The 26,013-nt window shown below is 68.4% G+C and carries 15 protein-coding genes; 13 read left to right on the top strand and 2 right to left on the bottom strand.

All coding sequences use genetic code 11. The annotated features are described in order from the left end of the window. Positions 1-119: 119 nt before the first annotated feature. The 6 genes from ASE72_RS14135 to nagE all read left to right on the top strand — a co-directional run bounded on the left by ASE72_RS14135 (position 120) and on the right by nagE (position 8,502). Positions 120-1,136 carry a N(4)-(beta-N-acetylglucosaminyl)-L-asparaginase gene (locus ASE72_RS14135; protein WP_056022698.1) on the top strand — a complete coding sequence of 339 codons (1,017 nt, stop codon included), beginning with the start codon at positions 120-122 and terminating at the stop codon, positions 1,134-1,136. Positions 1,137-1,144: 8 nt separating this feature from the next. After that, on the top strand, positions 1,145-1,903 hold the full coding sequence (locus ASE72_RS14130; protein ID WP_056022695.1) for a copper homeostasis protein CutC: 759 nt from the start codon (positions 1,145-1,147) through the stop codon (positions 1,901-1,903). A 99-nt stretch (positions 1,904-2,002) separates the two neighbouring features. Further along, positions 2,003-3,103: an SIS domain-containing protein gene (locus ASE72_RS14125; RefSeq protein WP_082446086.1), complete on the top strand. Its 1,101-nt coding sequence runs from the start codon at positions 2,003-2,005 to the stop codon at positions 3,101-3,103. Beyond that, the gene (gene nagA / locus ASE72_RS14120; RefSeq protein ID WP_056022692.1) at positions 3,100-4,248 is read left to right on the top strand and encodes an N-acetylglucosamine-6-phosphate deacetylase; all 1,149 of its coding nucleotides are present in this window, start codon (positions 3,100-3,102) and stop codon (positions 4,246-4,248) included. The genes ASE72_RS14125 and nagA overlap by 4 nt, the downstream gene beginning before the upstream one ends. Before the next feature lie 46 nt (positions 4,249-4,294). Continuing rightward, entirely contained in the window at positions 4,295-6,787 is a 2,493-nt protein-coding gene (gene ptsP / locus ASE72_RS14115; RefSeq protein ID WP_056022688.1) for a phosphoenolpyruvate--protein phosphotransferase, read from the top strand. Then, positions 6,784-8,502, top strand: coding sequence for an N-acetylglucosamine-specific PTS transporter subunit IIBC (nagE, locus tag ASE72_RS14110; protein WP_056022685.1), 1,719 nt, complete (start codon positions 6,784-6,786; stop codon positions 8,500-8,502). The genes ptsP and nagE overlap by 4 nt, the downstream gene beginning before the upstream one ends. Positions 8,503-8,562: 60 nt before the next feature. Here the strand turns inward: nagE and galA are convergent, their stop codons facing one another. Then, a complete protein-coding gene (galA, locus tag ASE72_RS14105; protein ID WP_056022682.1) occupies positions 8,563-11,484 on the bottom strand; it encodes a beta-galactosidase GalA in 2,922 nt (973 codons plus the stop codon). Between the two features lie 22 nt (positions 11,485-11,506). Continuing rightward, on the bottom strand, positions 11,507-12,244 hold the full coding sequence (locus ASE72_RS14100; protein ID WP_056022680.1) for a GntR family transcriptional regulator: 738 nt from the start codon (positions 12,242-12,244) through the stop codon (positions 11,507-11,509). Positions 12,245-12,507: 263 nt separating this feature from the next. On the opposite strand from ASE72_RS14100, the gene ASE72_RS14095 reads away from it, so the two are divergent. From ASE72_RS14095 to ASE72_RS14065, 7 genes are all read left to right on the top strand, one after another. Then, positions 12,508-14,871: a beta-N-acetylhexosaminidase gene (locus tag ASE72_RS14095; protein ID WP_082446084.1), complete on the top strand. Its 2,364-nt coding sequence runs from the start codon at positions 12,508-12,510 to the stop codon at positions 14,869-14,871. Beyond that, entirely contained in the window at positions 14,871-17,456 is a 2,586-nt protein-coding gene (locus tag ASE72_RS14090; protein ID WP_056022677.1) for a beta-mannosidase, read from the top strand. The genes ASE72_RS14095 and ASE72_RS14090 overlap by 1 nt, the downstream gene beginning before the upstream one ends. Beyond that, positions 17,453-19,990, top strand: a complete 2,538-nt coding sequence (locus tag ASE72_RS14085; RefSeq protein WP_056022674.1) for a glycoside hydrolase family 3 C-terminal domain-containing protein — start codon at positions 17,453-17,455, stop codon at positions 19,988-19,990. Before ASE72_RS14090 ends, ASE72_RS14085 begins: the two co-directional genes overlap by 4 nt. Further along, positions 19,987-21,408, top strand: a complete 1,422-nt coding sequence (locus ASE72_RS14080) for a glycoside hydrolase family 125 protein (protein WP_056022671.1) — start codon at positions 19,987-19,989, stop codon at positions 21,406-21,408. Before ASE72_RS14085 ends, ASE72_RS14080 begins: the two co-directional genes overlap by 4 nt. Then, positions 21,405-23,702, top strand: a complete 2,298-nt coding sequence (locus tag ASE72_RS14075; RefSeq protein ID WP_082446082.1) for a GH92 family glycosyl hydrolase — start codon at positions 21,405-21,407, stop codon at positions 23,700-23,702. The genes ASE72_RS14080 and ASE72_RS14075 overlap by 4 nt, the downstream gene beginning before the upstream one ends. Positions 23,703-23,720: 18 nt before the next feature. Then, positions 23,721-25,658, top strand: a complete 1,938-nt coding sequence (locus ASE72_RS14070; protein WP_056024122.1) for an alpha-L-fucosidase — start codon at positions 23,721-23,723, stop codon at positions 25,656-25,658. A 101-nt stretch (positions 25,659-25,759) separates the two neighbouring features. Next, positions 25,760-25,999, top strand: coding sequence for a hypothetical protein (locus ASE72_RS14065; RefSeq protein ID WP_056022665.1), 240 nt, complete (start codon positions 25,760-25,762; stop codon positions 25,997-25,999). The last annotated feature ends 14 nt before the right edge of the window (positions 26,000-26,013 follow it).

Here is a 26,013-nt window from a genome sequence, read left to right as displayed (position 1 = left end):
TACCTAGATAATACCACTCGACTACATTTATATGATCATGTGACAAACGTACCATACCTCTGGTCCTTGTCTTCGAAAGTCGATAGGCATGGACGCAGGGGCAGGTTGTGGGGGTAGGCATGACGACGAGACGATCGGTATTGGGCGGGCTGGGCATCGCACTGCCTCTGACCGCGTCCGCGACCAGCGGTGCGAAAGCCTTCGCGGCTGGATCGGCGGACGGCGCCGGCGCGCTGATCGTATCGACGTGGGATTTTGGCGCTGCGGCCAACGCTGCCGCCTATGCCAGGCTTCGCGCCGGCGGATCGCTGATCGACTCGGTTGAGGCGGGCGCGATGGTGCCCGAGGCCGACCCCGCCAATCATAGCGTCGGCTATTCCGGTTATCCCGACCGCGACGGGCACGTCACGCTCGATGCCGTGATCATGGACGATGCCGGCGGCGTCGGCGCCGTCGCGGCACTCGAGGACACGATACACGCAGTCTCGGTCGCGCGCCGGGTGATGGAGCGAACCCCGCACACCTTCCTCGTCGGCGAGGGCGCCACTCGCTTCGCGCGGGACCAGGGCTTTCCGAAACAGAACTTGCTGACCCCGGAATCGGAAAAGGCATGGCGCGACTGGCTCACCACCGCGCACTACAAACCCGAAGCCAATAGCGAGAACCGCGTCGACCGGACGCCCGGTGGCGCGCTCGATCACGATACGATCGGCCTGCTGATGCGCTCGACCGGCGGACGGCTCGCGGGCGCCTGCACCACCTCGGGCATGGCGTTCAAAATGCGTGGCCGGGTCGGCGACTCGCCGCAAGTGGGTTCCGGCCTGTACGTCGAGGCGGGAGTCGGTGGCGCGACGTCGACCGGGCTGGGCGAAGAGGTGACGCGCGTCGCGGGGTCCGCCCGCGTGGTCGCGTCGATGCGGTCCGGCGCTTCGCCGCAAAAAGCGTGCGAAGAGGTCGTCCGGCACATCGCCAAGCTGCGCGGCGACGCGATCCGCGGTGTCCAAGTCGGCTTTCTCGCCCTCGACCCGAAGGGCCGCGTCGGCGCCTTCTGCCTCCTGCCCGGCTTTACCTATGCGGTGACCGACCCGAACGGACGCACCACGGTCCTGACCGCGCCGTCACTGTTCAAGGCCTGACGCGGGTCATGCCACGCATCAGGACGCTGGAGATATGCGTCGAGGATCTCGATGGCGTCGACGCCGCCGTTGCCGGGGGCGCGGATCGGATCGAACTCTGCACGGCATTGGCCGTTGGCGGGCTGACTCCCGCAGCCTCGCTCATCCGCGCCGCCGCGTCCGCCGCGCTGCCCGTTCATCTGCTGTCCCGACCGCGCGAGGGGGGCTTCGTCTACACACCGCGCGAATCCGCGATGATCGCCGATGACATCACGACCGCGGCCGAGGCGGGGCTCGCCGGCGTCGTGATCGGCGCGGCCAACGTCGATGGCACGCTTGACGCAGCGGTGCTCGGCGAACTGATCGCGCATGCCCGCCTGCTCGGCAAGGCACGCGGGCGCGACCTGTCGCTGACGCTTCACCGCGCGTTCGATCTCGTTCCCGATCTCGCCGCGGCGCTCGACACCGCCGTCACGCTGGGGTTCGATCGCGTGCTCACCTCGGGCGGGGCGCCGAAGGCTGTCGACGGAGTCGCCGCGATTGCGATGCTCCATCACCGCGCCGCCGGTCGCATCGGCATCCTCGTCGGGAGCGGCGTGTCGATCGACACGCTTCCCGCAATCCTTGCGACCGGCGTCGGCGAGGTTCACGCCTCGTGCCGGCATCCCTGTGATCAGGACCAGGACCCTGCCCTCGTCCGGTTCGGGTTTGCCTCGACGCAGACCAGCCGGACCAGCCGCGGGCGGATCCGCGACCTCGCTACCCGCCTTGCACATTCCAACGCTTGAACAATACCAATCTATAACTTACGCAGGGCGAGAGTGCGTGGCGACGCATGCCCGCGTCGCCCTGCAACCGCATCACGCGACCCCATGAAGCGAGCCGCCATGACCGAGACCCTTCCCGATCCCGCACCGCGCACGTCCGACGGCGGCGCACCGCTGTCGACGAACGCGACCGAGGCGACGCTGATGTTCCGCGAGGCCGCCGAATCGAGCGAGGCGGTCGCGCGTCTTCTCGCCGCCAACGCGGATACGATCGCAGCGCTGGGAGCGCGACTGCGCGCGGCGCCCCCCGCCGTTGTCGTCACGTGCGCGCGCGGTTCGTCCGACCATGCAGCGGTCTACGGCAAATACCTGATCTGGACAAAGACCGGCGTCCCCGTCGCGGCGACGGCCCCCTCGGTCGTCTCGCTCTATGATGCAAAGCTCAGCGCCGCCAACACGCTGTGCATCGCGATCTCGCAGAGCGGCCGCAGCCCGGACCTGCTGGCGACCGTGGCGGCCTACAAACAGGCGGGTGCGCATGTCGTCGCGCTCGTTAACGACGAAAGCTCGCCGCTCGCCGAAGCCGCCGACACGCTGATCGCCCTGAAGGCAGGGCCCGAGCGGTCGGTCGCAGCGACCAAGTCCTATATCTGCGCGCTTGCCGCACTGGCTGCGATCACCGCCGAATGGTCGGATGACGATGCGATGCGCACCGCCGTCGCCGCCCTGCCCGCGGATCTCGCGCGGGCCTGGGATCTCGACTGGTCGGCTGCGGTCGCGCCGCTGCAGACGGCGACGAACCTGTTCGTGATCGCGCGCGGTCCCGGGTTCGGCATCGCCAACGAGGCGGCGTTGAAGATGAAGGAAACCTGCGCGCTGCATGCGGAATCGTTCAGCTCCGCCGAGGTGCGCCACGGGCCGATGCAGCTTGTCCAGGACGGCTTCCCGCTGCTGGCGCTCGCCACGTCCGACGCCGCCGGCGACGGCGTGCGCGAGGCCGCTGCGGAATTCGCGGGACGCGGTGCGCACGTGTTGATCGCCGACGCACGCCTCGATGGCCGTCACGGCGACTCCGTCCTGCCCGCGCTCGTCGCGCATCCAACGATCGAGCCGATCCTCATGGTCCAGAGCTTCTACAAGCTGGTCAACGCCCTTTCCGTGGCGCGCGGGTTCAACCCGGACGCGCCTTCGCATCTTGCCAAGGTCACCTGCACGCTATGACGACTTTCCGGTTTCGCAACGGCCATATCGTCACACCGGATGCCGTCCTGACCGACGCGACACTGCGGATCGAGGGCGACCGGATCGCCAGCGTCGAGGCGGGCGTCGATTCCGACCCCGCGTCCAACGCCGAAACCGTCGATCTCGACGGCGGCTGGATCATGCCGGGATTCGTCGATACGCAGGTCAATGGCGGCGGCGGCGTGCTGTTCAACGACGCCACCACGGTCGAGGGCATCGCCGCGATCGGCGCCGCGCACGCCCCCTTCGGCACCACCGCGTTCATGGTCACGCTGATCAGCGACACCCCCGACGTCATCGCCCGCGCGCTCGATGCGGTCGATGCAGCGATCGACGCGGGCGTACCGGGTCTCGTCGGAATCCATGTCGAGGGCCCGGTCATCAGCGCCGCGCGCAAGGGCATTCACGATCCCACGCGCTTCCAGGATCTCGACGACGAGCTGCTCGCGCTGCTGACGCGCCCGCGCCGCGGCAAGGTGATGCTGACGCTCGCCCCCGAGCGCGTCACGACGGCGCAGATCGCGGCACTGACCGCGGCCGGCGTCCTCGTCAGCATCGGACATAGCGACGCGAGTTACGACGTTGCCGCCACGGCGATCGCGGCGGGGATCACCGGCATCACGCATCTGTTCAACGCGATGTCGCCGCTCGTCCACCGCGCGCCGGGTGTCGTCGGTGCGGCGATCGACGACCAGGGCGTCTATTGCGGGATCATCGTCGACGGCTTCCACGTCGACGACGCCGCGCTGCGCATCGCCCTGCGCGCGCGCCCGCACGACCGCTTCATGCTGGTGTCGGATGCGATGCCGTGCGTGGGTGCGGTCGACAAGGCGTTCCTGCTGCAGGGCCGCGAGATCCGCGTCGAGGGTGGCCGCTGCGTCGGCGCCGACGGTACGCTCGCGGGGTCCGATCTCGATATGGCGGGTGCCGTCCGCAACAGCGTGGAACGGCTCGCCCTGCCCCCCGAAAAGGCCGCGGCGATGGCTGCGACCTATCCCGCGGCCTTTCTCGGGCTCGAGCGCGATCGCGGCGCGCTCGCACCGGGCCTGCGCGCCGACTGGGTTCGTCTGACGCGCGAGCTTCAACCCGCAGGGACCTGGATCGGCGGCATCGCCTCCGCCTGATCCGCCGCCTGCACTGCACCCGCACTCGCAAACCAAGGACGACCATATGGCTCCCATCATCCTGAGCGCGCCGATGCAGGGTTGGGCATTACCCGTGTCGCAGGTGCCCGACGCGGTGTTTGCGGAGGCGATGCTGGGAGACGGCGTCGCGATCGATCCGACCGGCGACGGTCTGTATGCGCCGTGCGACGCGACGGTCCTGACGCTGCTCGATACGAACCACGCGATCACGCTGCGGACGCGCGACGGTGCCGAGATCCTCATCCATATCGGCCTTGATACCGTTGCGCTGGGTGGACGCGGCTTCACCCCGCGCGTCGCGGTGGGGGACACCGTCGCGACCGGCGACCTGCTGATCGGGTTCGATCTCGACCTGCTGGTTCGCGAGTCGCGGGCGGTCGTGACGCCGATCATCGTGATCAATCCCGAGCGATTTGCCATCACCACGCGCACGACCGATCAGCGCGTCGAAATCGGCACGCCGCTGATGACGATCCTGCCGATCGCGCCGGTCGGTCGCCAGCCAGCCGCGCAGACCGCGGGCGAAGTCCTCACCCGGACGTTTGCCGTTCCGCTGCCGCACGGCATCCACGCGCGTCCTGCCGCCCGGCTCGGCGAGTTGGCGAAGACGTTTGCAAGCAGCATCAGAATCGAATGCCATGACAAGACCGCCGACCTGCGCAGCCCGATCGGCCTGTTATCGCTCGGCGTCCGCCACGATGATTCGATCACGCTGACCGGGCAGGGCCCCGATGCCGCGACCGCGATCGCCGCGATCGCCGACCTGATCCTCGGCGGGATGGACGAGCCGATCGAGACACCGCGTACCCCGGCGCCCGCCGCCGCCACACGCCCCACGATCGACGGCGCGTTGCTCGGCGTCACCGCGGCCCCGGGACTTGCGATCGGCCAGGCACGGTGGTTCCGGCACGCCGAGATAACCGTTCCAGAACAGGGGGAAGGGATCGCGGTCGAGCAGGAACGCTTCACCGCAGCACTCGCCACGCTGGCGGCAAGGCTCGCGGACCAGGCTCGCCACGCGCGCGGTGCGGAACAGGCGATCGTCGCGGCGCATGCGGCGCTGCTCGATGATCCTATGCTGCTCGAGGGAACGCACGCGCGCATCGCCAGCGGCCAGAGTGCCGGCCATGCATGGCGCGCGACGATCCGCCCGCTCGCCGAGGGCCTGCGCGGGAGCGCGGATCAGCGACTTGCCGAGCGCGCGGACGACATGCTCGACCTCGAACGGCGGCTGCTCGGCGTGATTACGGGGGTAGAGGACGCGACGATACGCGTCCCCGCCGACACCATCCTTCTCGCCGACGATCTGCTTCCGTCGGATGTGCTTGCGCTCGATCGGTCGACCGTGGTCGGCATCTGCGTCGCGCGCGGCGGCCCGACGTCGCATGTCGCGATCCTCGCCGCGACGATCGGACTGCCCGCGCTCGTCGCGGTCGGCCCCGCACTCTCCGCCGTCGCCGACGGCACGTCCGTCATTCTCGAGGCGACCGATGCGTTGATCCGGGTCGATCCCGATGCCGACACGCTGGGCGCCGCGCGTGTCCGGCTCGTCCAGGCCGACATGCGCCGTGCCGACATGCTCGCGCGCGCCGGCGACGAGTGCCGGATGGCGGACGGCACGCGGATCGAGGCCTTCGCCAATCTCGGCGCGATCGGCGATGCCCGGCTCGCAGTCGACAATGGCGCCGAAGGATCCGGGCTCCTCCGCACCGAATTCCTGTTCCTCGAGCGCGACTCCGCGCCGACCGTTGCCGAACAGACCGCCGACTACCAGGCGATTGCCGACATGCTCGACGGGCGCCCGCTGATCGTCCGGCTGCTCGATATCGGCGGCGACAAACCTGCACCCTATCTGCCCATGGCGGCGGAGGAAAATCCTGCACTCGGGCTTCGCGGGATCCGTGTCGGGCTGGCCTATCCGCAATTGCTCGAGGACCAGGTCCGCGCGATCCTGTCGGTCCGCCCGGTCGGCCAGTGCCGGATCATGGTGCCGATGATCGCCAGCCGCGACGAACTGCGCGCGGTACGTGACGTGGTCGACCGGATCGCTGGCGAGCTCGGTCTTCCCGAGCGCGTCGCGGTCGGCGTGATGATCGAGACGCCCGCCGCGGCCGTCACCGCCGACCTGATCGCCGCGGAAGCCGACTTCCTGTCGATCGGGACCAACGACCTGACCCAATATGCGCTGGCGATGGACCGCGGAAATCCCGCCGTCGCCGCCGGGATCGACGGCCTCCACCCTGCCGTGCTGCGCCTCATCGCACAAACCTGCGAAGGCGGCGCGCGACATGATCGCTGGACCGGCGTTTGCGGCGGTCTCGCCTCGGATCTTGCCGCGGTACCGATCCTCATCGGGCTTGGCGTGACCGAGCTCTCGTCGTCGCCGGCGATCATACCCGAGGTGAAGGCGCTGGTGCGCACGCTCGCGCTCGACACCTGCCGCGCACATGCCGCCAGGGCGTTAGCGTGCGCCTCGGCTGCCGAAGTTCGAAGCCTCGCCCGGGAGTTTGCCGCATGAAGTCGATCCTCGAAGCGCTGCAGCCCCTCGGCCGTGCGCTCATGCTGCCGATCGCGGTCCTGCCGATCGCAGGGCTGCTGCTCCGCCTGGGCCAGCCCGATCTGCTCGACATCGCGTTCGTCAGCGCGGCGGGCAACGCGATCTTCTCGCATCTCGGTCTGCTGTTCGCGATCGGCGTCGCCACCGGTTTCGCGCGTGACGGCAATGGCGCTGCGTGCCTCGCGGGCGTGGTCTGCTTCCTCGTCGCCACCGAAGCGGGGATGATATTCCTCGTCGTCGCCCCCGATGTCGTGGCCGGGCTGAGCGGACCGACGGCGGACGTCGTCGCCGCCGCCTGGAAGGCCAAGGCGATCGCACGCCTCGACGTGCCGATCGGCATCCTTTCGGGGCTGGCGGGCGGGCTGCTCTACAACCGGTTCTCGACGATCAAGCTTCCCGAGTATCTCGCCTTTTTCGGCGGGCGGCGGTTCGTCCCGATCGTCAGCGGCGTCGCGGGTCTGGGTCTCGCGCTGGTGTTCGGAATGGGCTTCGGGATCCTCAACGCCGGCATCGACCAGCTGAGCCTTGCGATCAGCGGCAGCGGCGCGATCGGGCTGTTCCTGTTCGGGCTGCTCAACCGCCTGTTGCTCGTCACGGGGCTGCACCACCTCGTCAACAACATCGTCTGGTTCGTCGCCGGCGACTACAACGGCGCGACCGGCGACCTTCGCCGCTTCTTCGCGGGCGATCCCGACGCGGGCGCGTTCATGGCGGGGTTCTTCCCGGTGATGATGTTCGGCCTGCCCGCCGCCTGTCTCGCAATGTACCACGCCGCACTGCCCGACCGCCGCAAGGCGGTTGGCGGCATGTTGTTCAGCCTCGCGCTGACATCGGCGCTCACCGGCGTAACCGAGCCGATCGAGTTCAGCTTCATGTTCCTCGCGCCGCTGCTCTACGCGGTGCACGCGGTGCTGACCGGACTGTCGATGGCGCTGATGAACGCGCTCGGCGTCAAGCTCGGCTTCGGTTTTTCGGCCGGGTTGCTCGACTATGTGCTGAACTTCGGCAAGGCGACGCGGCCGCTGCTGCTGCTGCCCGTCGGCGCGGTCTATTTCGCGCTATATTACGGGTTGTTCCGCTTCTTCATCCGCAAGTTCGATCTCGCCACGCCCGGTCGCGAAGCCGAAGCGCCGGTCGCAGCCGCGCCGGTCGCACCTGGCGGACGCGGTGCCGCGTTCGCGCAGGCGCTGGGCGGCGGGGCCAATCTGACGACGGTCAGCGCATGCACGACGCGCCTGCGGTTGATCGTCGTCGACCAGTCCGCGGTCGACGACGCAGCCTTGAAGTCGCTCGGCGCACGCGGCATCCTGCGGCCCTCGAACGCCGCGTTGCAGGTCGTGCTCGGCCCGATTGCCGACGTGGTCGCAGTCGAGATCCGCGACGCGCTCGCGGTCGGCGGAACCGTGGCTCCGACGGCGCCCCCCCCGAGCGCGCCAATGGAGCCGACGATCCTGCTCACCGAAGACGCTGGCGCGGCGCTGGGCGGATCCGCCAATATCCGGGCCGTGACGCGTCACCCCGGCCGATTGCGCGTGGAGGTCGCTAATGCCGCCGCGATCAACGAGACGCGTCTGCAGGATCTGTCGATCCGCACCACCGCACGTCCCGCGCCGGGCCAGATCCACCTGCTCGGGGACGACGCGGCATTGTCGACGCTGATCCGCACGACACCCTGATCGGCTGCCGCCCGTTATCCCGATATCGACCAGGATGACGCGCGGCATGCCGCGCGGCCGTCACCGCGCGCGCGGCTCGAGCGTGACCGCGCCGACGATCCCCGACGAAACGCCCGGCAAGGCCTCGACCATCAGGACGATCGTCCGCACCGCGCCGCCGGCGGGCATCGTCGCTTCCAGCGTGCCGGTCTGCCCCGCGTCCTTGACCGCCAGCCGCGTGCCGTCGATCCAGAGCTCGGCACGCCCCGCGATCGCGGCGAACCGGATCAGCCCGCCCTCCTGCGCAACGCGCCGCCAGGGCGAGACGCCAGCGCGGTAGATCCGCCAGCGGCCTGCCGCACTCGGATCGACGGGCGTGCCGCTGCGCACGAACGCCCAGCTGTTGTTGTCGCCGTCGACCGGGGCCAGCGCCGGATCCGGCCGCGCGGCAAACGCGGGTGAGCGTCGCCATTCGCGGATCGCCATCGTGGCGGTGGCGACGGGTATCTGGCCTGGCGCGGCGATGCCCGCGCGGTGGATTGCCAGTCGCGCGGGCTTGAGCCCCGGCGCCGTCGCGGTCATCACGATCTGACCGCGCCCGGCGTCCGACTGCAGGATGACCTGCGCGAGCCCGTTGAACAGCGACCGGGCATTGCCCTTTTCGGGCTCGTGGCTGTTCGGATCGCCATTGCCGATACCGATGATCGCAGCCCCCTCGACCGCGAACCGCGTCGGCAGGTTGGCGGTCGGGACATGCCGGCCCGCGGCATCGACCGCATCGATCGTCACCGGCTGCGCGTCCTCGCCGTCGCCCGCCATCACGGTCCGTGCAGGCGTCAGGCGCAGCGCGACGGGGGGCCCGGCGGTTGCATGAGCCGCGGTGGCGACCACCGCGTTCCCGCGCAACGCCGTGACTTTGATCCGTCCGGGCGCATAGGGCACGATGAACTCGTTCCCCATGATCCGGTCGACCGCCGCCTGCCCGACGATCCGGCCGTTCAACCGCAGCACGACGCGTTCGGCATTGCTCATCACCAGGACCGTGACGGGCGCCCCCTCGCGCCCCGGCCAGGTCCAGTGCGGTGTCAGGCTGACGACGGGCGTGTCATCGACCCAATGCGCGCGGTGGATGTCGAACGCTGTCTTCGGGAATCCGCACAGGTCGAGGATCCCGAAAAAGCTGGAGATCGTGGGCCATTCATGCGGGGTCGGCTCGCCGTGATAGTCGAACCCGGTCCAGACGAACCCGCCCGCGACGAACGGACGCTCGGCGATCTCCTTCCACGTGCCACGGTGCGTATCGCCCCAGCTGGCGGCTTCGACGTCGTAGGAGGACTGGATATGCCGCGCCGGATCGCTCGCAAACGCGCCGCGCGTCTCGTACGCGCTGGTGTCCTCCGAACTCGTGATCGGCTTGGTCGGGTTGAGCTGGTGAAAACGGTCGTAGTCGCCCTGGTAATAGTTGAAGCCCGTCACGCCCACCACGCTCGAGACGTTGACCGGATCGAAGAACGCCCCGTTCATCGCCGCGGTCACGGGCCGGCTGTCGTCGAGTGCGTGCGCGGCGTGCGCCATCCGTCGCAGCATCTCGACACCCGCCTCGGTCCCCTGCATCGGCTCCTCGTTGAATACCGACCACAGGATCACGGATGGATGGTTGCGATCGCGTCGGACCATCCATTCAAGCTGCGCCATATAGTCGGGCGCGGGATTGAACTGGCGGTTTTCGTCCATCACGACGAACCCCATCGCGTCGCAAAGATCGAGCAACTCCGCGGCGGGCGCGTTGTGCGAACAGCGGATGGCGTTGCACCCCATTGCCTTCAGCCGCTCGAGCCGCCAGCGGACCAGCGAGTCGGGAATCGCCGTGCCGACACCGGCATGGTCCTGATGCAGGCATACACCCTTCAGCTTCACGGGCTGCTCGTTGAGGAAGAAGCCGCGATCGGCGTCGAACCGGATCGTCCTGAAGCCGATCGGCGTGCGCCGCTCGTCGACGATCGCGTCGCCGAGCCGCACGCGCGTTACGACGGTATAGAGAGTCGGTGTTTCGATCGACCAGATCCGCGGCGCGGTCACCGGCATCGCGATCGTCGCGGTCGCGCGCTCGAGCATCGCGACCGTCGCCGACGTCTGCGCCGAGGCGATCTGCGTGCCATCGGGGTCGAGCAGCATCGCCTCGACGGTGACATCGACACTCCGGCGATCGCTGCTGCCGAGCGTGACCGAGACCGGCACGTGCCAGACGCCATCCGGCCCGCGCCGCGGATCGCAGTGGACGCCGTCGGTGATGATCGCGACCGGCGCGCGCCGGATCAGGCAGGCGTGGCGATAGATCCCTGCCCCCTCGTACCACCAGCCCTCCATGGCGTCCGCATCGACGCGGACCGCGATGACGTTGAGGTCGTCGCCAAACCGCGCGAACGGCGTCAGGTCAATCTCGACGCTGTTATACGCCGACCAGTTGTGCGCGACGACGCTGCCGTTGACCCAGACCGTGGCATTGGTGGCGATGCCATCGAAATGGAGCAGGATCGTCTTGCCGCGGTCGGCCGGTTCGAGCCGCAGCGTCCGGCGATACCAGCCGATCCCGCGCGGACGATAGCCTTGCGAGATGTTCGCGGTCTTCACGAATGGCTGCGCGGACGCCCAGTCATGCGGCAGGCGCACGGGGGCCCAGTCCGAATCGTCATACGCCATCGCCGCCGCACCCAGTGCGTTGCCTGCCTTGACGCTCAGATAGGTCGCGTTGTGCCCATCGGGCGCCGGGGCGACGACATCGCCCTCGTGAAACAGCCATCCCCGCTCCATGCGCGTCCGCGATCGGTCCTGCTCGGGCACAGGCGCGGGCAGGATCCGCGACGGCACCGGCATCGGCAGCGCGCCGGCGTCCGACCCGGTCGGCGCGGAGCGAGCTTTGCCGGTGACGGCGGACGAAATGCCCCCGACCGCCAGCGTGGCCCCGGCACCGGCGGTGCCGAGGAGTATCTGACGTCGGTTCATCGCGGACTCGATTGGTGAAAGGTCAGTTGTCGGCCAGTTCGGCGACGAAGTCATAGGCATCGCCGCGGTAATAGGACCGCGTGAACTCCGCCGGCCGGCCATCGCGGAGGAATCCGCGACGCTCGATCAGCAGCCCGGCATGCCCCGCGTCGACGCCCAGCATCCTGGCATGCTCGCCACCGAACGGAACGGCGCGAAGTCGCTGCAATGCGCGAACAGGCCGGCAGCCCGCCTTTTCGAGCGCGGTATACAGCGAATCGTCGACGACCTCGATCGACGGCAGGCAATATCCGGCGATCGTCGTGAACTCGAGCGCCATTGCCTCGTCGTCGGCATAGCGGATACGGTTGAAGCGATAGACCGGCGCGCCCGGCGACAGGCCCAGCGCCATGGCCTCTTCCGGATTGACCTGCCCTGCCGACCGCGAGATCCAGCTGCTGCTCGACGTACGCCCCCGGGCCGCCATGTCTTCGCTGAACGACGACAATTTGGAGAAGCTTTTCTCGACACGTCCCGCGACGAACGTCCCCGCGCCACGGCGACGCGTCAACAGCCCCTCTTCGACCAGCCCGCCGATCGCCTTGCGCACGGTGATGCGCGATATGTCATACTCGGTCGCCAGATCGCGCTCGGCCGGTATCGCATTGCCCTGAACCAGAATCGCATCGCCGATCGCGGTCCGGATCAGGTCCTGAAGCTGGAGATACAGTGGCGATGGATTGCTCTCGCGAAAGCGTCCGATCTCGTCGGCAAACGCCATGGTCTCTCCTTCCGACCGGCCGCCCCCCATCGAGCCCCTGCCACGTCCGTGCACCTGCCTAACCAAAGCCGCGCTGCCCGGCAACATGCACGTCGGGAAAGCCTAGATTGGTATCTGCCAATCTGAATTGCAGCTTATCGAATATTGGTATCGCTACCCGCGCAAACGCGTCGTGCGATTCAGAATACGGGTTGTGCCTGGACCTATATTGGTTACGTTCAATGCGAGCGGTAACGACAAGCCGGCCCAGGGAGAACAGATCAATGCGCGCCATTCCGACCCACGGAACCGCTGGGCCTTCCGCAAGCGTGCCGCGCGTCGGCCTTCGCGCGATCTGCAGCGCGACGATCGTCGGCGCGGCGGCGATCGGGCTGACTGCGCCCGCCGCCGCCCAGACGGCCCGCCTGCCACTCATTCCCGAACCCAGCAGCATTACGCCGTCGACCGGCAGCTTCACGATCGACAACTCCACGACGATTGCCGTCGACGCGGCGGATCGCGGCGCAACGGGCGCCGCGCGTCTTTTCGCCGCGCATGTGCGCACCGAGCGCGGGCTGACGATCCGGTCCGCCTCCGGTGGTGCAATCCGCTTCGTCCGCGACGCCAGCATCAAGGGGGCCGAGGCCTATCGACTGACGGTAGACCCCGCGGGCGTCCGCATCACCGCATCGGGCGACGCTGGCCTTGTCTATGGTGCGATGACGCTCGCGCAACTCGTCAGTCCCGACGCGGCGTTCGGACAGCCTGCGCGGCTGGCAGCGGTCACGATCGACGATGCCCCCCGCTTCGGCTGGCGCGGGCTGATGATCGACACCGCACGGCATTTCCAGTCGCTCCCCTCGCTCTACGCGATCGTCGACCAGATGGCGTCGGTGAAGCTCAACACGCTGCATCTCCATCTTACCGACGATCAGGGCTGGCGGTTCGAGGTGAAGGCCTATCCCCGGCTGACCGCGATCGGCAGCGTCCGGACCTCGCCCTCGACCGGCGAGGCGCCCGGCACGCAGGTCGGCGGCTTCTACACGCAGGACGAGCTGCGCAAGCTCGTCGCCTATGCGACCGAGCGCGGCATCGTCATCGTCCCCGAGATCGACCTGCCCGGCCACGCGCAGGCGCTCGTCGCCGCGTATCCGGACCTCGGCGTCCTCGGCGACACGCCGAAGGTCAGCAGCGACTGGGGCGTGAACCCCTATCTCTTCAACCCCGGTCCGAAGGGCATCGCCTTCGTCAAGACGGTGCTCGACGAGATCATGGCGGTCTTCCCCGGCACCTATGTCCATCTCGGCGGCGACGAGGCGGTCAAGGATCAGTGGGAACGCAGCCCCGAGGTCCAGGCGCAGATGGTCAAGCTCGGGATCAAGGACGAGAACGGGCTGCAAAGCTGGATGATCGATCAGTTCGGCGAATATCTCGCGAGCAAGGGCCGCCGACTGATCGGCTGGGACGAGATTCTCGAAGGCGGTCTCCCCGCGTCCGCGTCGGTGATGTCGTGGCGTGGCGAGAAGGGCGCGGTCGAGGCCGCGAACCAGAACCACGACGTGGTCCTTTCGCCCGCGCCGACGCTCTACCTCAACAGCCTGCAAAGCGATCGCAGCGACGAACCGCCGGGCCGGATCGACATCCAGTCTCTCGAGACCGTGTACAAATACGAGCCGATGCCCGCGGGGATCCCCGCCGACAAGGCGCATCACGTGCTCGGTGCACAGGGCAATCTGTGGAGCGAGTACATCGTCACGCCCTATCAGATGCAGCACCTGATCTTCCCACGCGCCGCCGCGCTCGCCGAGATCACCTGGTCGGGCAAGGACAAGCGCGACTTCGGCAGCTTTCTCGAGCGGGTCCAGCCGCAGATCAGCCGCTGGCGCACCTCCGGCATGCAGGTCGCGGACAGCGCGTTCGCAGTCGGCTATACGCTCGCTGGCACACGCGGCGATGCGCTGCGCACCAAAAGCGCCAAGGTCTCGCTGACGACGCAGGCGCCCTATGGCACGATCCGCTACACGCTCGACGGCAAGGCGCCCGGCCCGCGGTCGCCCGCCTATACGACACCGCTGTCGATCAAGCCGGGGGTCAAGATCCGCGCCGCCGCATTCGACGCCGCCGGCCGCCAGATCGCCGAGCCGCGCCTGTTCGATACCGGCCGCCAGGCGCTGCTGACGCGGACCGCGTCCGACATGGTCGCCTGTCCCAAGGGATCGCTCGCACTCCGCGTGCCGCTCACGCCCGAGGCGCAGGGCAACGCGCCGGTGTACAATATCGACTTGTTCGACCTGTGCACCGCCTATCCCGCCGCGCCGATGGATGTCGCCAAGGGCTTCACGATCGATATCGCGCGACTGCCGCGTCATTATGCGCTGGCGCATGAAGAGACCAAGCTGCGCCGGCATTATAACGTCACGCCGCACGGTGAGCTGATCGTGCTCGTCGGCTGCACCGTCGCGGGTGCCGAGCCCGTCGTCGCCGGCACCTTCCCGCTCCCCGATCCGGCAACCGCCGCCACCCGGTTCAGCGTCAAGGGCCGCCTGCCAGCGCTGACCGGCGACCGCGACATCTGCCTGCAATTCACCTCCCCCACGTCCGATCCCTATTATGCGGTCGAGCGGATGCAACTCACGGAGACACGCTGATGCGTCGCTGGTTCCTTCTCCCTCTCCTCGCACTCGCCTCGCCCGCGATCTCGGCCCCGAAGACGGTGGTCAAGCTCGACGGCGACTGGAAGGTCCGGATCGATCCGAGCGACACGAGCGCGGTCGCCGCGCACAAGCGTGAGGCGAAATGGCTCGCGGCCACGGTGCCGGGCTCGGTCCAGCAGGACCTGATCGCCGCGCGCCGCGTCCCCGATCCCTACAAGGGCATGAACGAGGCCGCGATCCAGTGGGCGGGGCTGACCCGGTGGCAGTTCCGCCGCGAGATCGACGTCACGCCGGCGATGCTCGCGCGCGATCATCTCGACCTTGTGTTCGACGGCCTCGACACCTTTGCGACGGTCACCGTCAACGGCACGCCGCTGCTCAAGACCGACAACGCGCACCGTCGCTGGCGCGTGGACGCGAAATCGGCGCTGAAGGCGGGCCGCAACGAGGTGCTGGTGACGATCGCTTCGCCGATCCGCACGCTGCAGCCGATGGTGCTCGCCGAGAAGCATCCGCTGCCCGGCGAATATGACAGCGCGTTCGGCGACGAGCCCAAGGGCAAGCAGACCTCGCCCTATATCCGCAAACCCAAATATCATTACAGCTGGGACTGGGGTCCCCGGATCGTCAATATCGGCATCTGGCGGCCGGTCCGTCTCGAGATCTGGGATGAGGCGCGGATCGAGACCTTTCGCGTCGAGCAGGAGGATCTGAGCGACGCGGAGGCACGGATTGCGGCCAAGCTCGACATCGTCGCGGATACGCCCGGCCGCACCACCGTCCACGCCGTAGTCACGGGCCCCGACGGCAAGACCGTCACGGTCGACCGCAGCGTCACGCTCGCCGCCGGCAGCAATAGCGTCTCGCTGCCGCTGACGATCGCCGCGCCGCAGCGCTGGCAGCCGATCGGCTATGGCGCGCAACCGCTCTACACCGTCACCGCCTCGCTCGCCGGCGCGCAAGCGACCGCCGAGGACAGCGTCACGCGGCGGATCGGGCTGCGCACGGTCGAACTTATCCGCAAGGACGGCAGCTTCGGCTTCAAGGTCAACGGCACGCCGATATTCGCCAAGGGCGCGAACATCATCCCGTTCGACATGTTCCCGACGCGCGTCACCCCCGCTTATATGCAGGCCATCCTGAAGGGCGCGGCCGACGCCAACATGAACATGATCCGCGTGTGGGGCGGCGGCTATTATTTCGACGACGCGTTCTACGACCTGGCCGACCGCATGGGGCTGATGGTGTGGCAGGACTTTATGTTCGGCGGCAGCGTGACGCCGCCCGACGCCGCGTTCCGCGAGAATGTCCGGATCGAAGCCGAGCAGCAGGTCGCCCGGATCGGCTCGCATCCCTCGGTCGTGATCTGGGCCGGTGGCAACGAGGTGCTGTCGGGCTGGGAGAACTGGTCCGATCGCAAGGCGTTCAAGAAGGCGGTCGGCGCGGACGAGCAGGAGCGGATCGGCGCGGGCATGGCGGTGCTATTCGACCGCGTACTGCGCCAGGCGGTCACGCAATATTCGCCCGGCACCCCCTATTGGCCGGGCTCCCCTTCGACCGATTATGAGGGTCCGACCGACACCGACAAGGATGGCGACCGCCATTTCTGGGATGTCTGGTCCGGTTCGAAGCCGGTCGAGCGCTATCTCGACAGCTGTCCGCGCTTCATGTCCGAATATGGCTTCCAGGCGATGCCCGATCTCGCGATGATCCGCGACTTCGCGGGCAAGGGCCCGCTGGCGGCCGACAGCCCGGTGATGAAGGCGCACCAGAAATTCCTCGCCGGCGAAGGCAATGAACGGCTGCTGATGTACCTGCGCGATCGTTTGCGCCCGGCGAAGGACTTTGCCGATCTCGTCTATCTGACGCAGGTCAACCAGGCCGAGGCGATCCGTATCGCCGCACTCCATCACCGCGCATGCCGCCCGGTGACGATGGGGTCGCTCTACTGGCAGCTTAACGACGTCTGGCCCTCGATCAGCTGGGCGAGCATCGATCATGACGGCCAGTGGAAGCTGCTGAACTACGCCGCACGCCGCTTCTTCGCGCCTCAGGCGATCGCCGCGGAGCACAAGGACGGCGCGACGCGGATCTCGCTGATCTCCGACGCGACCACGCCGATCACGGCGCGCTGGCGGGTGCGTGCGATGGACATGGGCGGTGCCGTGCTGAACGACACCACCACGCCCGCGACGCTGCCGCCGCTCTCGTCGACACTTGCCGCGACGCTCCCCGATGCGACGCTGTTCGGCAGTGCCGCGCCGGGGGCCAGCTATGCAGTCGCCGAGTTGATCGTCGGCGACACGGTCGCCAGTCGTGCGATCATCGAACGCGCGCTGCCCAAGGACATGGCCTATCCCGATCCGGGCCTGAGCGTCACCTGGTCGGGCTCGACCGTGACGATCACCGCCACGCGCTTCGCCCGCGCGGTCATGCTCGATTTCGGCGCCGTGGCGGCGCAGCCCGCCGATGACGGGTTCGACCTTCTGCCGGGCGAGGCGCGGACCGTCGCCGTTGCGTCGACCGCGTCGCCTGCCACACTGCGCAAAGCGCTCACCCTGAGGACTCTTGCCCGATGATCTGGCTCCTGCTCGCCTCCGCCGATCCCGTCGCCGCCGCGGTCGCCACCATGTCGCTCGAGGAAAAGGCCGCGCAGCTGCAGAGCACCGCGCCTGCGGATGCGAAGCTCGGCCTGCCCGCCTATGACTGGTGGAACGAGGGACTGCACGGTCTCGCGCGTAACGGCCACGCGACCGTGTTCCCGCAGGCGATCGGCATGGCCGCGACCTGGGATCCGGTGCTCGTTCGCAAGATCGGCGACGTCGTCGCGACCGAGGCGCGCGCGCGGTTCAATGCGAAGCCCGCCAATGCCGATCGCCGCATCTATGAAGGGCTGACGATCTGGTCGCCCAACATCAACATCTTCCGCGATCCGCGCTGGGGCCGCGGGCAGGAAACCTATGGCGAGGACCCGTATCTGACCGGCCGCCTCGGCGTCGCGTTCATCGGCGGCCTCCAGGGCCCCAACCCGCTCTATCCGAAGGTCGTCGCCACCCCGAAGCATTTCGCGGTGCACAGCGGCCCCGAGGCCGGGCGCGACAGTTTCGACGTCGACCCCAGCCCGCAGGATCTTGAGGCAACCTACCTGCCCGCCTTCCGCCAGGCGGTGACCGAGGGCAAGGCGCTCTCGCTGATGTGCGCGTACAACTCGATCCACGGCGTGCCCGCCTGCGCATCGTCGCCACTGATGGTCGACCGGCTGCGGCGCGACTGGGGCTTTACCGGCTTCACCGTTTCGGACTGCGACGCGGTCGGCAATATCAGCACCTATCACCATTACCGGCTCGATGCGCCGGGCGCAGCGGCAGCGGCGATCAGGGGCGGCACCGACCTCAATTGCGGCACCGCCTATGCCGGCCTCCCCGCCGCGGTCCGCCAGGGGCTGGTGAGCGAGGCCGAGGTCGACGTCGCGTTGACGCGAGCCTTCCGCGCCCGCCGCGCGCTCGGCATCGCGTTCGGGGGCGACAGCCCGTGGAGCAAGATCGGCACCGATCAGGTCGACACCCCCGCGCACCGTGCGCTCGCGCTCGAGGCCGCGCGAAAGTCGATCGTGCTGCTCAAGAACGATGCCAGCCGCCTGCCGCTCAAGGCCGGCAGCCGGATCGCGGTGATCGGCACCAATGCCGACGATATCGGCGTGCTCCAGGGCAATTACCACGGCACCGCCGCCGCCCCGATCACCCCGCTCGACGGCATCCGCAAGCAGTTCGGCGCCGCCAATGTTCGCTATGCGCAGGGTTCGGTGCTCGCCGACGGCGCACCGGTGGTGGTGCCCGAAACCGTCTTCCCAAAGGGTCTCAAGGCGGAGTATTTTGCCGGGACCGGGACGACCGGTGGCACGCCGGTCCTGACGCGTACCGAACGCCGCATCGATGCGGACCTCAACCGTGTCAGTCCGGCACCCGGGCTTGGCCGCAGCTTCGGCGTCCGCTGGTCGGGCATGTTCACCCCGCCCGCCGCGGGTGACTATACGCTCGTGATCGACGTCCCGGCATGCTGGAAGGACTGTTCGGTCCATGACGTCGCACGCCTCTGGATCGGCGACCGCCAGCTTGCCGACGGCGAGGTCAAGAAGGGCCGCGTCGAGATCCCGTTAACCAGCGACGGCACGCCGACCGCGTTCCGCCTCGAACTCGATCACCGCAGCGACGACGAGGGTATCCGCCTGCTGTGGACGCCGCCTGCCGCGCCGATGCTCGCCGCCGCCACTGCGGTCGCAAACGAGTCGGACGTCGTCGTCGCGGTAATGGGCCTGTCGCCCGACCTCGAAGGCGAGGCGCTGTCGGTCAGCGTCCCCGGCTTCGTCGGCGGCGATCGCACCGAAGTGGGCCTCCCGCTTGCGCAACAGGCACTGCTGAAAGCACTGCGCGCGACCGGCAAACCCGTCATCCTCGTGCTCACCAGCGGCAGCGCGGTGGCGGTCGATCCATCGCTCGCCGATGCGATCCTGACCGCCTGGTATCCGGGTCAGGCCGGCGGCACCGCGATCGCCGAAACGCTCGCGGGGCTCAACAACCCCTCGGGCCGCCTCCCCGTCACCGTCTACAAGTCCGCCAGCGACCTGCCCGCGTTCATCGACTATACGATGAAGGAGCGCACCTATCGCTATTTCACCGGCAAGCCGCTCTGGGGCTTTGGCCACGGGCTGACCTATACCAGCTTCGGCTATGCTGCGGCAAAGCCCACCCTCACCGTCGCCGCCGGCCAGCCGCTCACGCTCGCGGCAAAGGTCTCGAACACCGGTGCGCGCGCGGGCGAGGAGGTGGTTCAGGCCTATCTCGTGCCGACCGCGACCACCGGTGGCGGGCCGACCACCGCGGTGCTCCAGCGCCAGCTCGTCGGCTTCGACCGCGTCGCGCTCAAGCCCGGCCAGTCGCGCACCGTCTCGTTCGCGCTCGATCCCCGCTCGATGAGCAGCGTCGCGCGCGACGGCACGCGCACGATCCAGCCCGGCGCGTACCGCCTCTATGTCGGCGGCGGCCAGCCCGGCGACGGCGAGGGACAATGGACCGACCTGACGATCACCGGCGCAGCGGTGGGGTTGCCCAAATGATCGATCGCCGTTCGTTGATCGCCGGCGGGCTCGCGCTCGTCGGCACCCCCGCCTTCGCCGCCCGCCCGAACCTGCCCTCCAAGCGCCCACCAGTCGCCGACCGTCTGTTCAAGAGCCGGGCGGTGGAACGCGAGATCGCCCGCGTGTCGGCCAGGATCGGCGATCCGAAGCTGCGCTGGATGTTCGGCAACTGTTATCCCAACACGCTCGATACGACCGTGCGGATGAGCACCATCGGCGGCGCGCCCGATGCGTTCGTCATCACTGGCGACATTCCCTGCCTGTGGCTGCGCGACAGTTCGGCGCAGGTCCGTCCCTATCTCCATCTCATCCGCCAGGACCCGGCACTACGCACGCTGTTCCGCGGCCTGATCGCGCGTCAGTCACGCTCGATCCTGATCGATCCCTATGCGAACGCGTTCCTCGAGGACCCGGCCGGCAAGACCGATCTCAGCTGGGCATTGCACGACCAGACCGAGATGAAACCCGGTGTCGCCGAGCGCAAATGGGAGATCGATTCGCTGTGTTACCCGATGCGTCTCGCTTATGGCTATTGGCAGGCGACGCGCGACGCGACCCCGTTTGACGCGACCTGGGCCGAGGCCGCGCGCGCCAGCCTGCGCACCTATCGCGAGCAGCAGCGCAAGCAGGGCCGCGGACCCTATAGCTTCCTGCGCGCCTCGAACCGCAATACCGAGACGATGGCGCTCGAGGGCTGGGGCAATCCCGCCAAGCCGAACGGCCTGATCCAGTGCGGTTTTCGTCCGTCCGATGATGCCTGTGTCTATCCCTATCTGATCCCCGCCAATCATTTCGCGGTGACGACGCTGCGCGAGCTGGCGGTCGTCGCGAAGGAGGCGCGCAACGATACCGCGCTCGCCGCCGATGCTGCAGCGCTCGCGACCGAGGTCGAGGCCGCGCTCAACGCGCATGGCAAGATGCGGCTGCGCGACGGCCGCGAGGTCTGGGCCTATGAGGCCGATGGGTTCGGCAACGCGGTCTTCATGGACGACGCCAACGTGCCTTCGCTGTCCGCGCTCGCCTATATGGGCTGCGTTCCCGCCACCGACCCGCTATGGCGCCGCACCGCCGACGCAGCGTGGAGCGACGCCAATCCCTATTTCTTCAAGGGAGCGAAAGCGGAAGGGATCGGCGGTCCGCATGTCGGCCTCGGCCAGATCTGGCCGATGTCGCTGATCATCCGCGCGCTTGCCGGTGCGGACGACGCGACCGTCCGTGCCTGCCTCAGGATGCTGCGCGACACCGATGCGGATACCGGCTTCATGCACGAGGCGTTCGACATGGATGATCCGAGCAAGTTCACGCGCAGCTGGTTCGCCTGGACGAACGGTCTGTTCGGCGAGCTGATCGTCCATCTCGCCGATACCCGGCCCGCGCTGCTGGCGGCGCCGTTATGAGGCTCACACGACGCACGTTGCTCGGCTCGACCGGCGCGCTGGCGCTGACCGGCGCGATGCCGGCATTTGCGAAGCGATCGGGTGCCGTGCCCGATCTGTGGATCGGCACGGGCGGCGACGGCCATACCTATCCGGGCGCGACCGTGCCGTTCGGCATGGTCCAGGTCAGCCCCGACACCGATACCGAGAACTGGGCGAACTGCTCGGGCTATCATCACGGCGACCCGTCGATCATGGGGTTCTCGCACACGCACCTGTCCGGCACCGGCATCGCCGACATGATGGACGTGCTGGTCGTTCCCGCGCGCGGGCCGGTGAAGCTGTTTCCCGGCGCGCCCGATCGCCCCGGCGAAGGCTATCGCCAGACCTATGCCCAGGAGACCGCCGAGCCTGGCTATTACGCCTGCACGCTCGGCAATGGCGTCCGCTCCGAGCTGACCGCCGAGCCACGTGTCGGCTGGCAACGTCACCGGTTTCCCGCGGGTCCCGGCCACCTGCTGATCGACCTCGGCAATTACCGCGACAGCCGTCCGGGCGAAGGCCCGCTGATCGACGACAGCCGGATCGAGATCGAGACCGACGGCGTCCTGATCGGCAGCCGCCGCACGTTCCGCTGGGCCAAGGGGCGCCGCATCCATTTCGCGATGCACGTCTCGCGCAAACCCGACCGCATCACGCTCCATGCCGGAGAGCAGGTCGTCGGGGGGGCAATCGCCACGGCCGACCGCGTCCGCGCGGTGCTGCATTACGACGATGCGGGCGCAGCACCGATCGTCGTGCGGACGGCGGTCTCCGCGGTCGACATGGCCGGCGCACGGACCAATCTCGCGGCGTCGATCAGCCGCGAATTCGATGCGGCACGACGCCAGGCGGTGCGCGACTGGGCCGACGCGCTGAAAACCGTGAAAGTCGATGGTGGCAGCGATGACGAACGCGTCATCATGGCGAGCGCGGTCTATCACGCGATGCTCGCGCCGACGCTCTTCTCCGACGCCGACGACCGCTATGTCGGGCTCGACCGGCAGATCCACAGCGTCCCCAAGGGCGAACAGGCGTACAGCACCTATTCGACCTGGGACACGTATCGCACGCTTCATCCACTGCTCACGCTGATCGCGCCCGATCGCGCGCGCTCGCTCGTCCGCGACCTCGTCCGCCAGACGCAGCAAAGCCCCTATGGCCCGCCCTGCTGGCCGCTCCAGGGGGTGGAGACCGGCACGATGATCGGCTGGCATTCGGTCGCGATCATGGCCGAGGCCGTGGCGAAGGGAATCGACGCGGACTATGCCGCCGCCTGGCCTGCGATCCGCACGCGCGCCTTCGATCCCAAGGCGCCCGACCTCGTCAACAGCCGCGCGCGCGGCACCTATATCGCGCGTGGCTATCTGCCCGCAGACCAGGTCGACGAGTCGGTCAGCCGGACTCAGGAATATGCCTATGACGACTGGGCAATGGCGGCGCTCGCCGCGAAGGCCGGCGCCACCGACGACGCCGCCCGCCTGCGCGAACGCAGCCGCAACTATCGCAACGTCCTCGACCCGACGATCGGCCTTGCGCGGCCCAAGCTCGCCGACGGCAGCTGGCTGACCCCCTACGACCCGATCCAGCTCGGCCATACCAAGTGCTACCACGACTTCACCGAGGCCAATGGCTGGCAGACGACCTTCCTCAACCAGCATGATCTCTACGGACAGATCGCGCATTTCGGCGGCGAGGCGAAGTTCGCCGCGCGGCTCGACGCGCTGTTCGCCGCGCCCTCGACGCTGCCCAGGGATGCGCCGCCCGATATCTCCGGGCTGATCGGCCAATATGCGCATGGCAATGAACCCGATCAGCACGTGCCGTATCTCTACGCCTATGTCGGCCAGCCCTGGAAGACGCAGGCGCTGGTGCGCAGGATCCTGACGACGATGTACAAACGCGCGCCCGACGGGATCATCGGCAACGACGATTGCGGGCAGATGAGCGCGTGGTTCGTGATGTCCGCGCTCGGCCTCTACCCGGTCGATCCGGTTGCCGCGGTCTATGTGTTCGGCTCGCCGCTCTTCACGCGTGCCGAGCTGCTGGTCGGGCCCAAGCGCAAGGTCGTGATCGAGGCGCCGGGCAACCGCGCCGACACGCCCTATGTCACCGCCGTCACCTGGAACGGCAAACCCTGGACAAAAAGCTGGATCGCGCATGCCGACCTCGCCGCGGGCGGCACGCTGCGCTTTACCATGTCCACCACCCCCGATCGCGCGTTCGGCGCGAAGCCTGCCGACCGCCCCCCCTCGTTCGGCCGCCCCGCCGCCTGAGTCCCCCCGGAGACGATGATGACCGAAGTTTCCCGCCGCCGCCTGCTCGCCTCGAGCGTCGCTGCAACCGCGACCGCAGCGACCGCTCCCGCGCTGGGTGCGGCACGCCAGCCTGCCCCACGACCATGGGGGGCGACGCCGTCGAAGCGGCAGCTCGCCTGGCATGCGCGCGAGCAATATGCCTTTGTCCATTTCTCGATCAACACGTTCACCGATCGCGAATGGGGCTATGGCGACGAGGATCCCAAGCTCTTCGACCCGACCGATTTCGACCCCGATCAGATCGTCGCCGCCGCAAAGGCTGGCGGGATGCGCGGCATCATCCTGACCGCCAAGCATCATGACGGGTTCTGCCTCTGGCCGACGATGCTGACCGAGCATTGCATCCGCAACAGCCCGTACAAGGCCGGCAAGGGCGATGTGGTCGGCGAGATGGAGCGTGCGACGCGCCGCGGCGGGCTCGACTTCGGGCTCTACCTCTCGCCCTGGGATCGCAACCACCCCGAATATGGCCGCCCGGCCTATGTCGACTATTTCCGCAAGCAGGTGGTCGAGCTCTGCACGCGCTACGGGACGCTGTTCGAATTCTGGTTCGATGGCGCCAATGGCGGCGACGGCTATTATGGCGGCGCGCGCGACACGCGGAAGATCGATGCGCCGAAATATTACAACTGGCCGTCGATCGTCGCGCTGGTGCATCAGCATCAGCCGATGGCCTGCACCTTCGACCCGCTTGGCGCCGACGTCCGCTGGGTCGGCAACGAGGACGGCGTCGCGGGTGATCCCTGCTGGCCGACCATGCCGAACCATCCCTATGTCCAGAGCGAGGGCAATTCGGGCGTGCGCGCCGCGCCGCTCTGGTGGCCGGCCGAGACCGACGTCTCGATCCGCCCCGGCTGGTTCTATCACGCGGACGAGGATTCGAAGGTCAAGTCGCCCGAACGCCTCGTGAAGCTCCACGACGAGTCGGTCGGACGCGGCACCAACCTCAACCTCAACCTGCCACCCGACCGTCGCGGCAAACTCGCCGATATCGACGTCGCAGTCTTGAAGTCATTCGGCACCGCGCAGGCCGCCACCTTCGCGCGCGACCTTGCCCGGGGCGCCGTCGCCTCCGCCAGCCATGCGCGCGGCCCGAGTTTCGCGCCCGCCAAGGTCCTCGACGGCGCGGCTGACAGCTATTGGTCGACCCCGGACGGGGTCACCACCCCCAGCCTCGTCCTCGACCTGCCGCCCGGACGCACATTCGATCTCATCCGCCTGCGCGAATATCTGCCGCTCGGCGTGCGCGTGACGCGGTTTGCGGTGGACGCAGAGGTGGGTGGCCAGTGGCGCGAACTCGCGCAGCATCAGGGCATCGGCGCGCAGCGGATCATCCGTCTCGCCGAGCCCGTCACCGCGCGCCGTCTGCGGCTACGTATCCTCGAGGCGCCCGCCTGCCCCGCCATTCGCGAGGTCGCGCTGTTCCGTCAGGTCGCGCCCGTTCCCGTCGCCCCCGTCGTCGAAAGCGATGCAAGCATCGTTCCGACCGCCGGCTGGTCGATCGCCGCCGCCTCCGCACCCGGCGCGGAAGCGCTGCTCGACACCGACGCCGCAACCCGCTGGGCGGTCCCCGCACCGCGGCCCGGCATGCCCGCCCTCGTCACGATCGATCTCGGCGCGACCGAGACGCTCGCGGGGTTCAGCCTGACGCCGTCGCGCGCGGTCATGGCAGATACCGCGCCCCCCAAGGCCTACCGGGTCGAGATCAGCACCGACGGCAAGACTTGGCGCGAGGCGGGCTCGGGCGAACTTCCCAACATCGCCTATGCGCTCGCGACACAGCGCATCGCCTTCGAAGCGCCGGTCGCGACGCGGTTCCTGCGGTTCAGCTTTGCCGAGACCGCGATTCCTGCGCGTCGTCTCGCGATCGCCGGGATCGGCGCGTTCCGGCCACGCATCGTGCAGGCGCGCTGACGCCAGGATGAGGCCTGTCCCACACCTGCAATAATCCGGAGGCATATCATCGACCAGGCGCGGGGACTCGATGGCTCCATACCCCGCGCCGGGGACAGGTCATGACAGCGATCGACGCCGGTGCATCATCGATATCCCTCCGCGCTGCCCCCGCGGTGGCCGCGATACGCTCCGCGTGGCTTGCCCCGGGCTTCTATCTCGCGCTGGTGTTCGGCGCGCTGATGCTGCTCGCGATCGGGTTCATCCTGCTGTGGCGCCTGGTCAGCACCATCCGCCGCGCCAAAGCCCGGAGCACGCGCCGATCGATGCCGCCTGGTGCCGTCAATATGCATCACGCCTAATCTGAAGCAGGCTA

This window comes from Sphingomonas sp. Leaf20, assembly GCF_001421535.1.
In the GTDB taxonomy this organism is placed as follows: domain Bacteria; phylum Pseudomonadota; class Alphaproteobacteria; order Sphingomonadales; family Sphingomonadaceae; genus Sphingomonas.
Note: the sequence above shows the minus strand (reverse complement) of the source record. Positions and strands in the feature narration are given on the sequence as shown.

Excerpts from the sequence above, each read along its gene's own strand:
- galA (WP_056022682.1), bottom strand. The coding sequence starts at position 11,484 with ATGAACCGACGTCAGATACTCCTCGGCACCGCCGGTGCCGGGGCCACG.
- ASE72_RS14070 (WP_056024122.1), top strand. The coding sequence starts at position 23,721 with ATGACCGAAGTTTCCCGCCGCCGCCTGCTCGCCTCGAGCGTCGCTGCA.
- ASE72_RS14095 (WP_082446084.1), top strand. The coding sequence starts at position 12,508 with ATGCGCGCCATTCCGACCCACGGAACCGCTGGGCCTTCCGCAAGCGTG.
- ASE72_RS14085 (WP_056022674.1), top strand. The coding sequence starts at position 17,453 with ATGATCTGGCTCCTGCTCGCCTCCGCCGATCCCGTCGCCGCCGCGGTC.
- nagE (WP_056022685.1), top strand. The coding sequence starts at position 6,784 with ATGAAGTCGATCCTCGAAGCGCTGCAGCCCCTCGGCCGTGCGCTCATG.
- ASE72_RS14065 (WP_056022665.1), top strand. The coding sequence starts at position 25,760 with ATGACAGCGATCGACGCCGGTGCATCATCGATATCCCTCCGCGCTGCC.
- ASE72_RS14125 (WP_082446086.1), top strand. The coding sequence starts at position 2,003 with ATGACCGAGACCCTTCCCGATCCCGCACCGCGCACGTCCGACGGCGGC.
- ASE72_RS14100 (WP_056022680.1), bottom strand. The coding sequence starts at position 12,244 with ATGGCGTTTGCCGACGAGATCGGACGCTTTCGCGAGAGCAATCCATCG.
- nagA (WP_056022692.1), top strand. The coding sequence starts at position 3,100 with ATGACGACTTTCCGGTTTCGCAACGGCCATATCGTCACACCGGATGCC.
- ASE72_RS14080 (WP_056022671.1), top strand. The coding sequence starts at position 19,987 with ATGATCGATCGCCGTTCGTTGATCGCCGGCGGGCTCGCGCTCGTCGGC.
- ASE72_RS14075 (WP_082446082.1), top strand. The coding sequence starts at position 21,405 with ATGAGGCTCACACGACGCACGTTGCTCGGCTCGACCGGCGCGCTGGCG.
- ASE72_RS14090 (WP_056022677.1), top strand. The coding sequence starts at position 14,871 with ATGCGTCGCTGGTTCCTTCTCCCTCTCCTCGCACTCGCCTCGCCCGCG.
- ASE72_RS14135 (WP_056022698.1), top strand. The coding sequence starts at position 120 with ATGACGACGAGACGATCGGTATTGGGCGGGCTGGGCATCGCACTGCCT.
- ASE72_RS14130 (WP_056022695.1), top strand. The coding sequence starts at position 1,145 with ATGCCACGCATCAGGACGCTGGAGATATGCGTCGAGGATCTCGATGGC.
- ptsP (WP_056022688.1), top strand. The coding sequence starts at position 4,295 with ATGGCTCCCATCATCCTGAGCGCGCCGATGCAGGGTTGGGCATTACCC.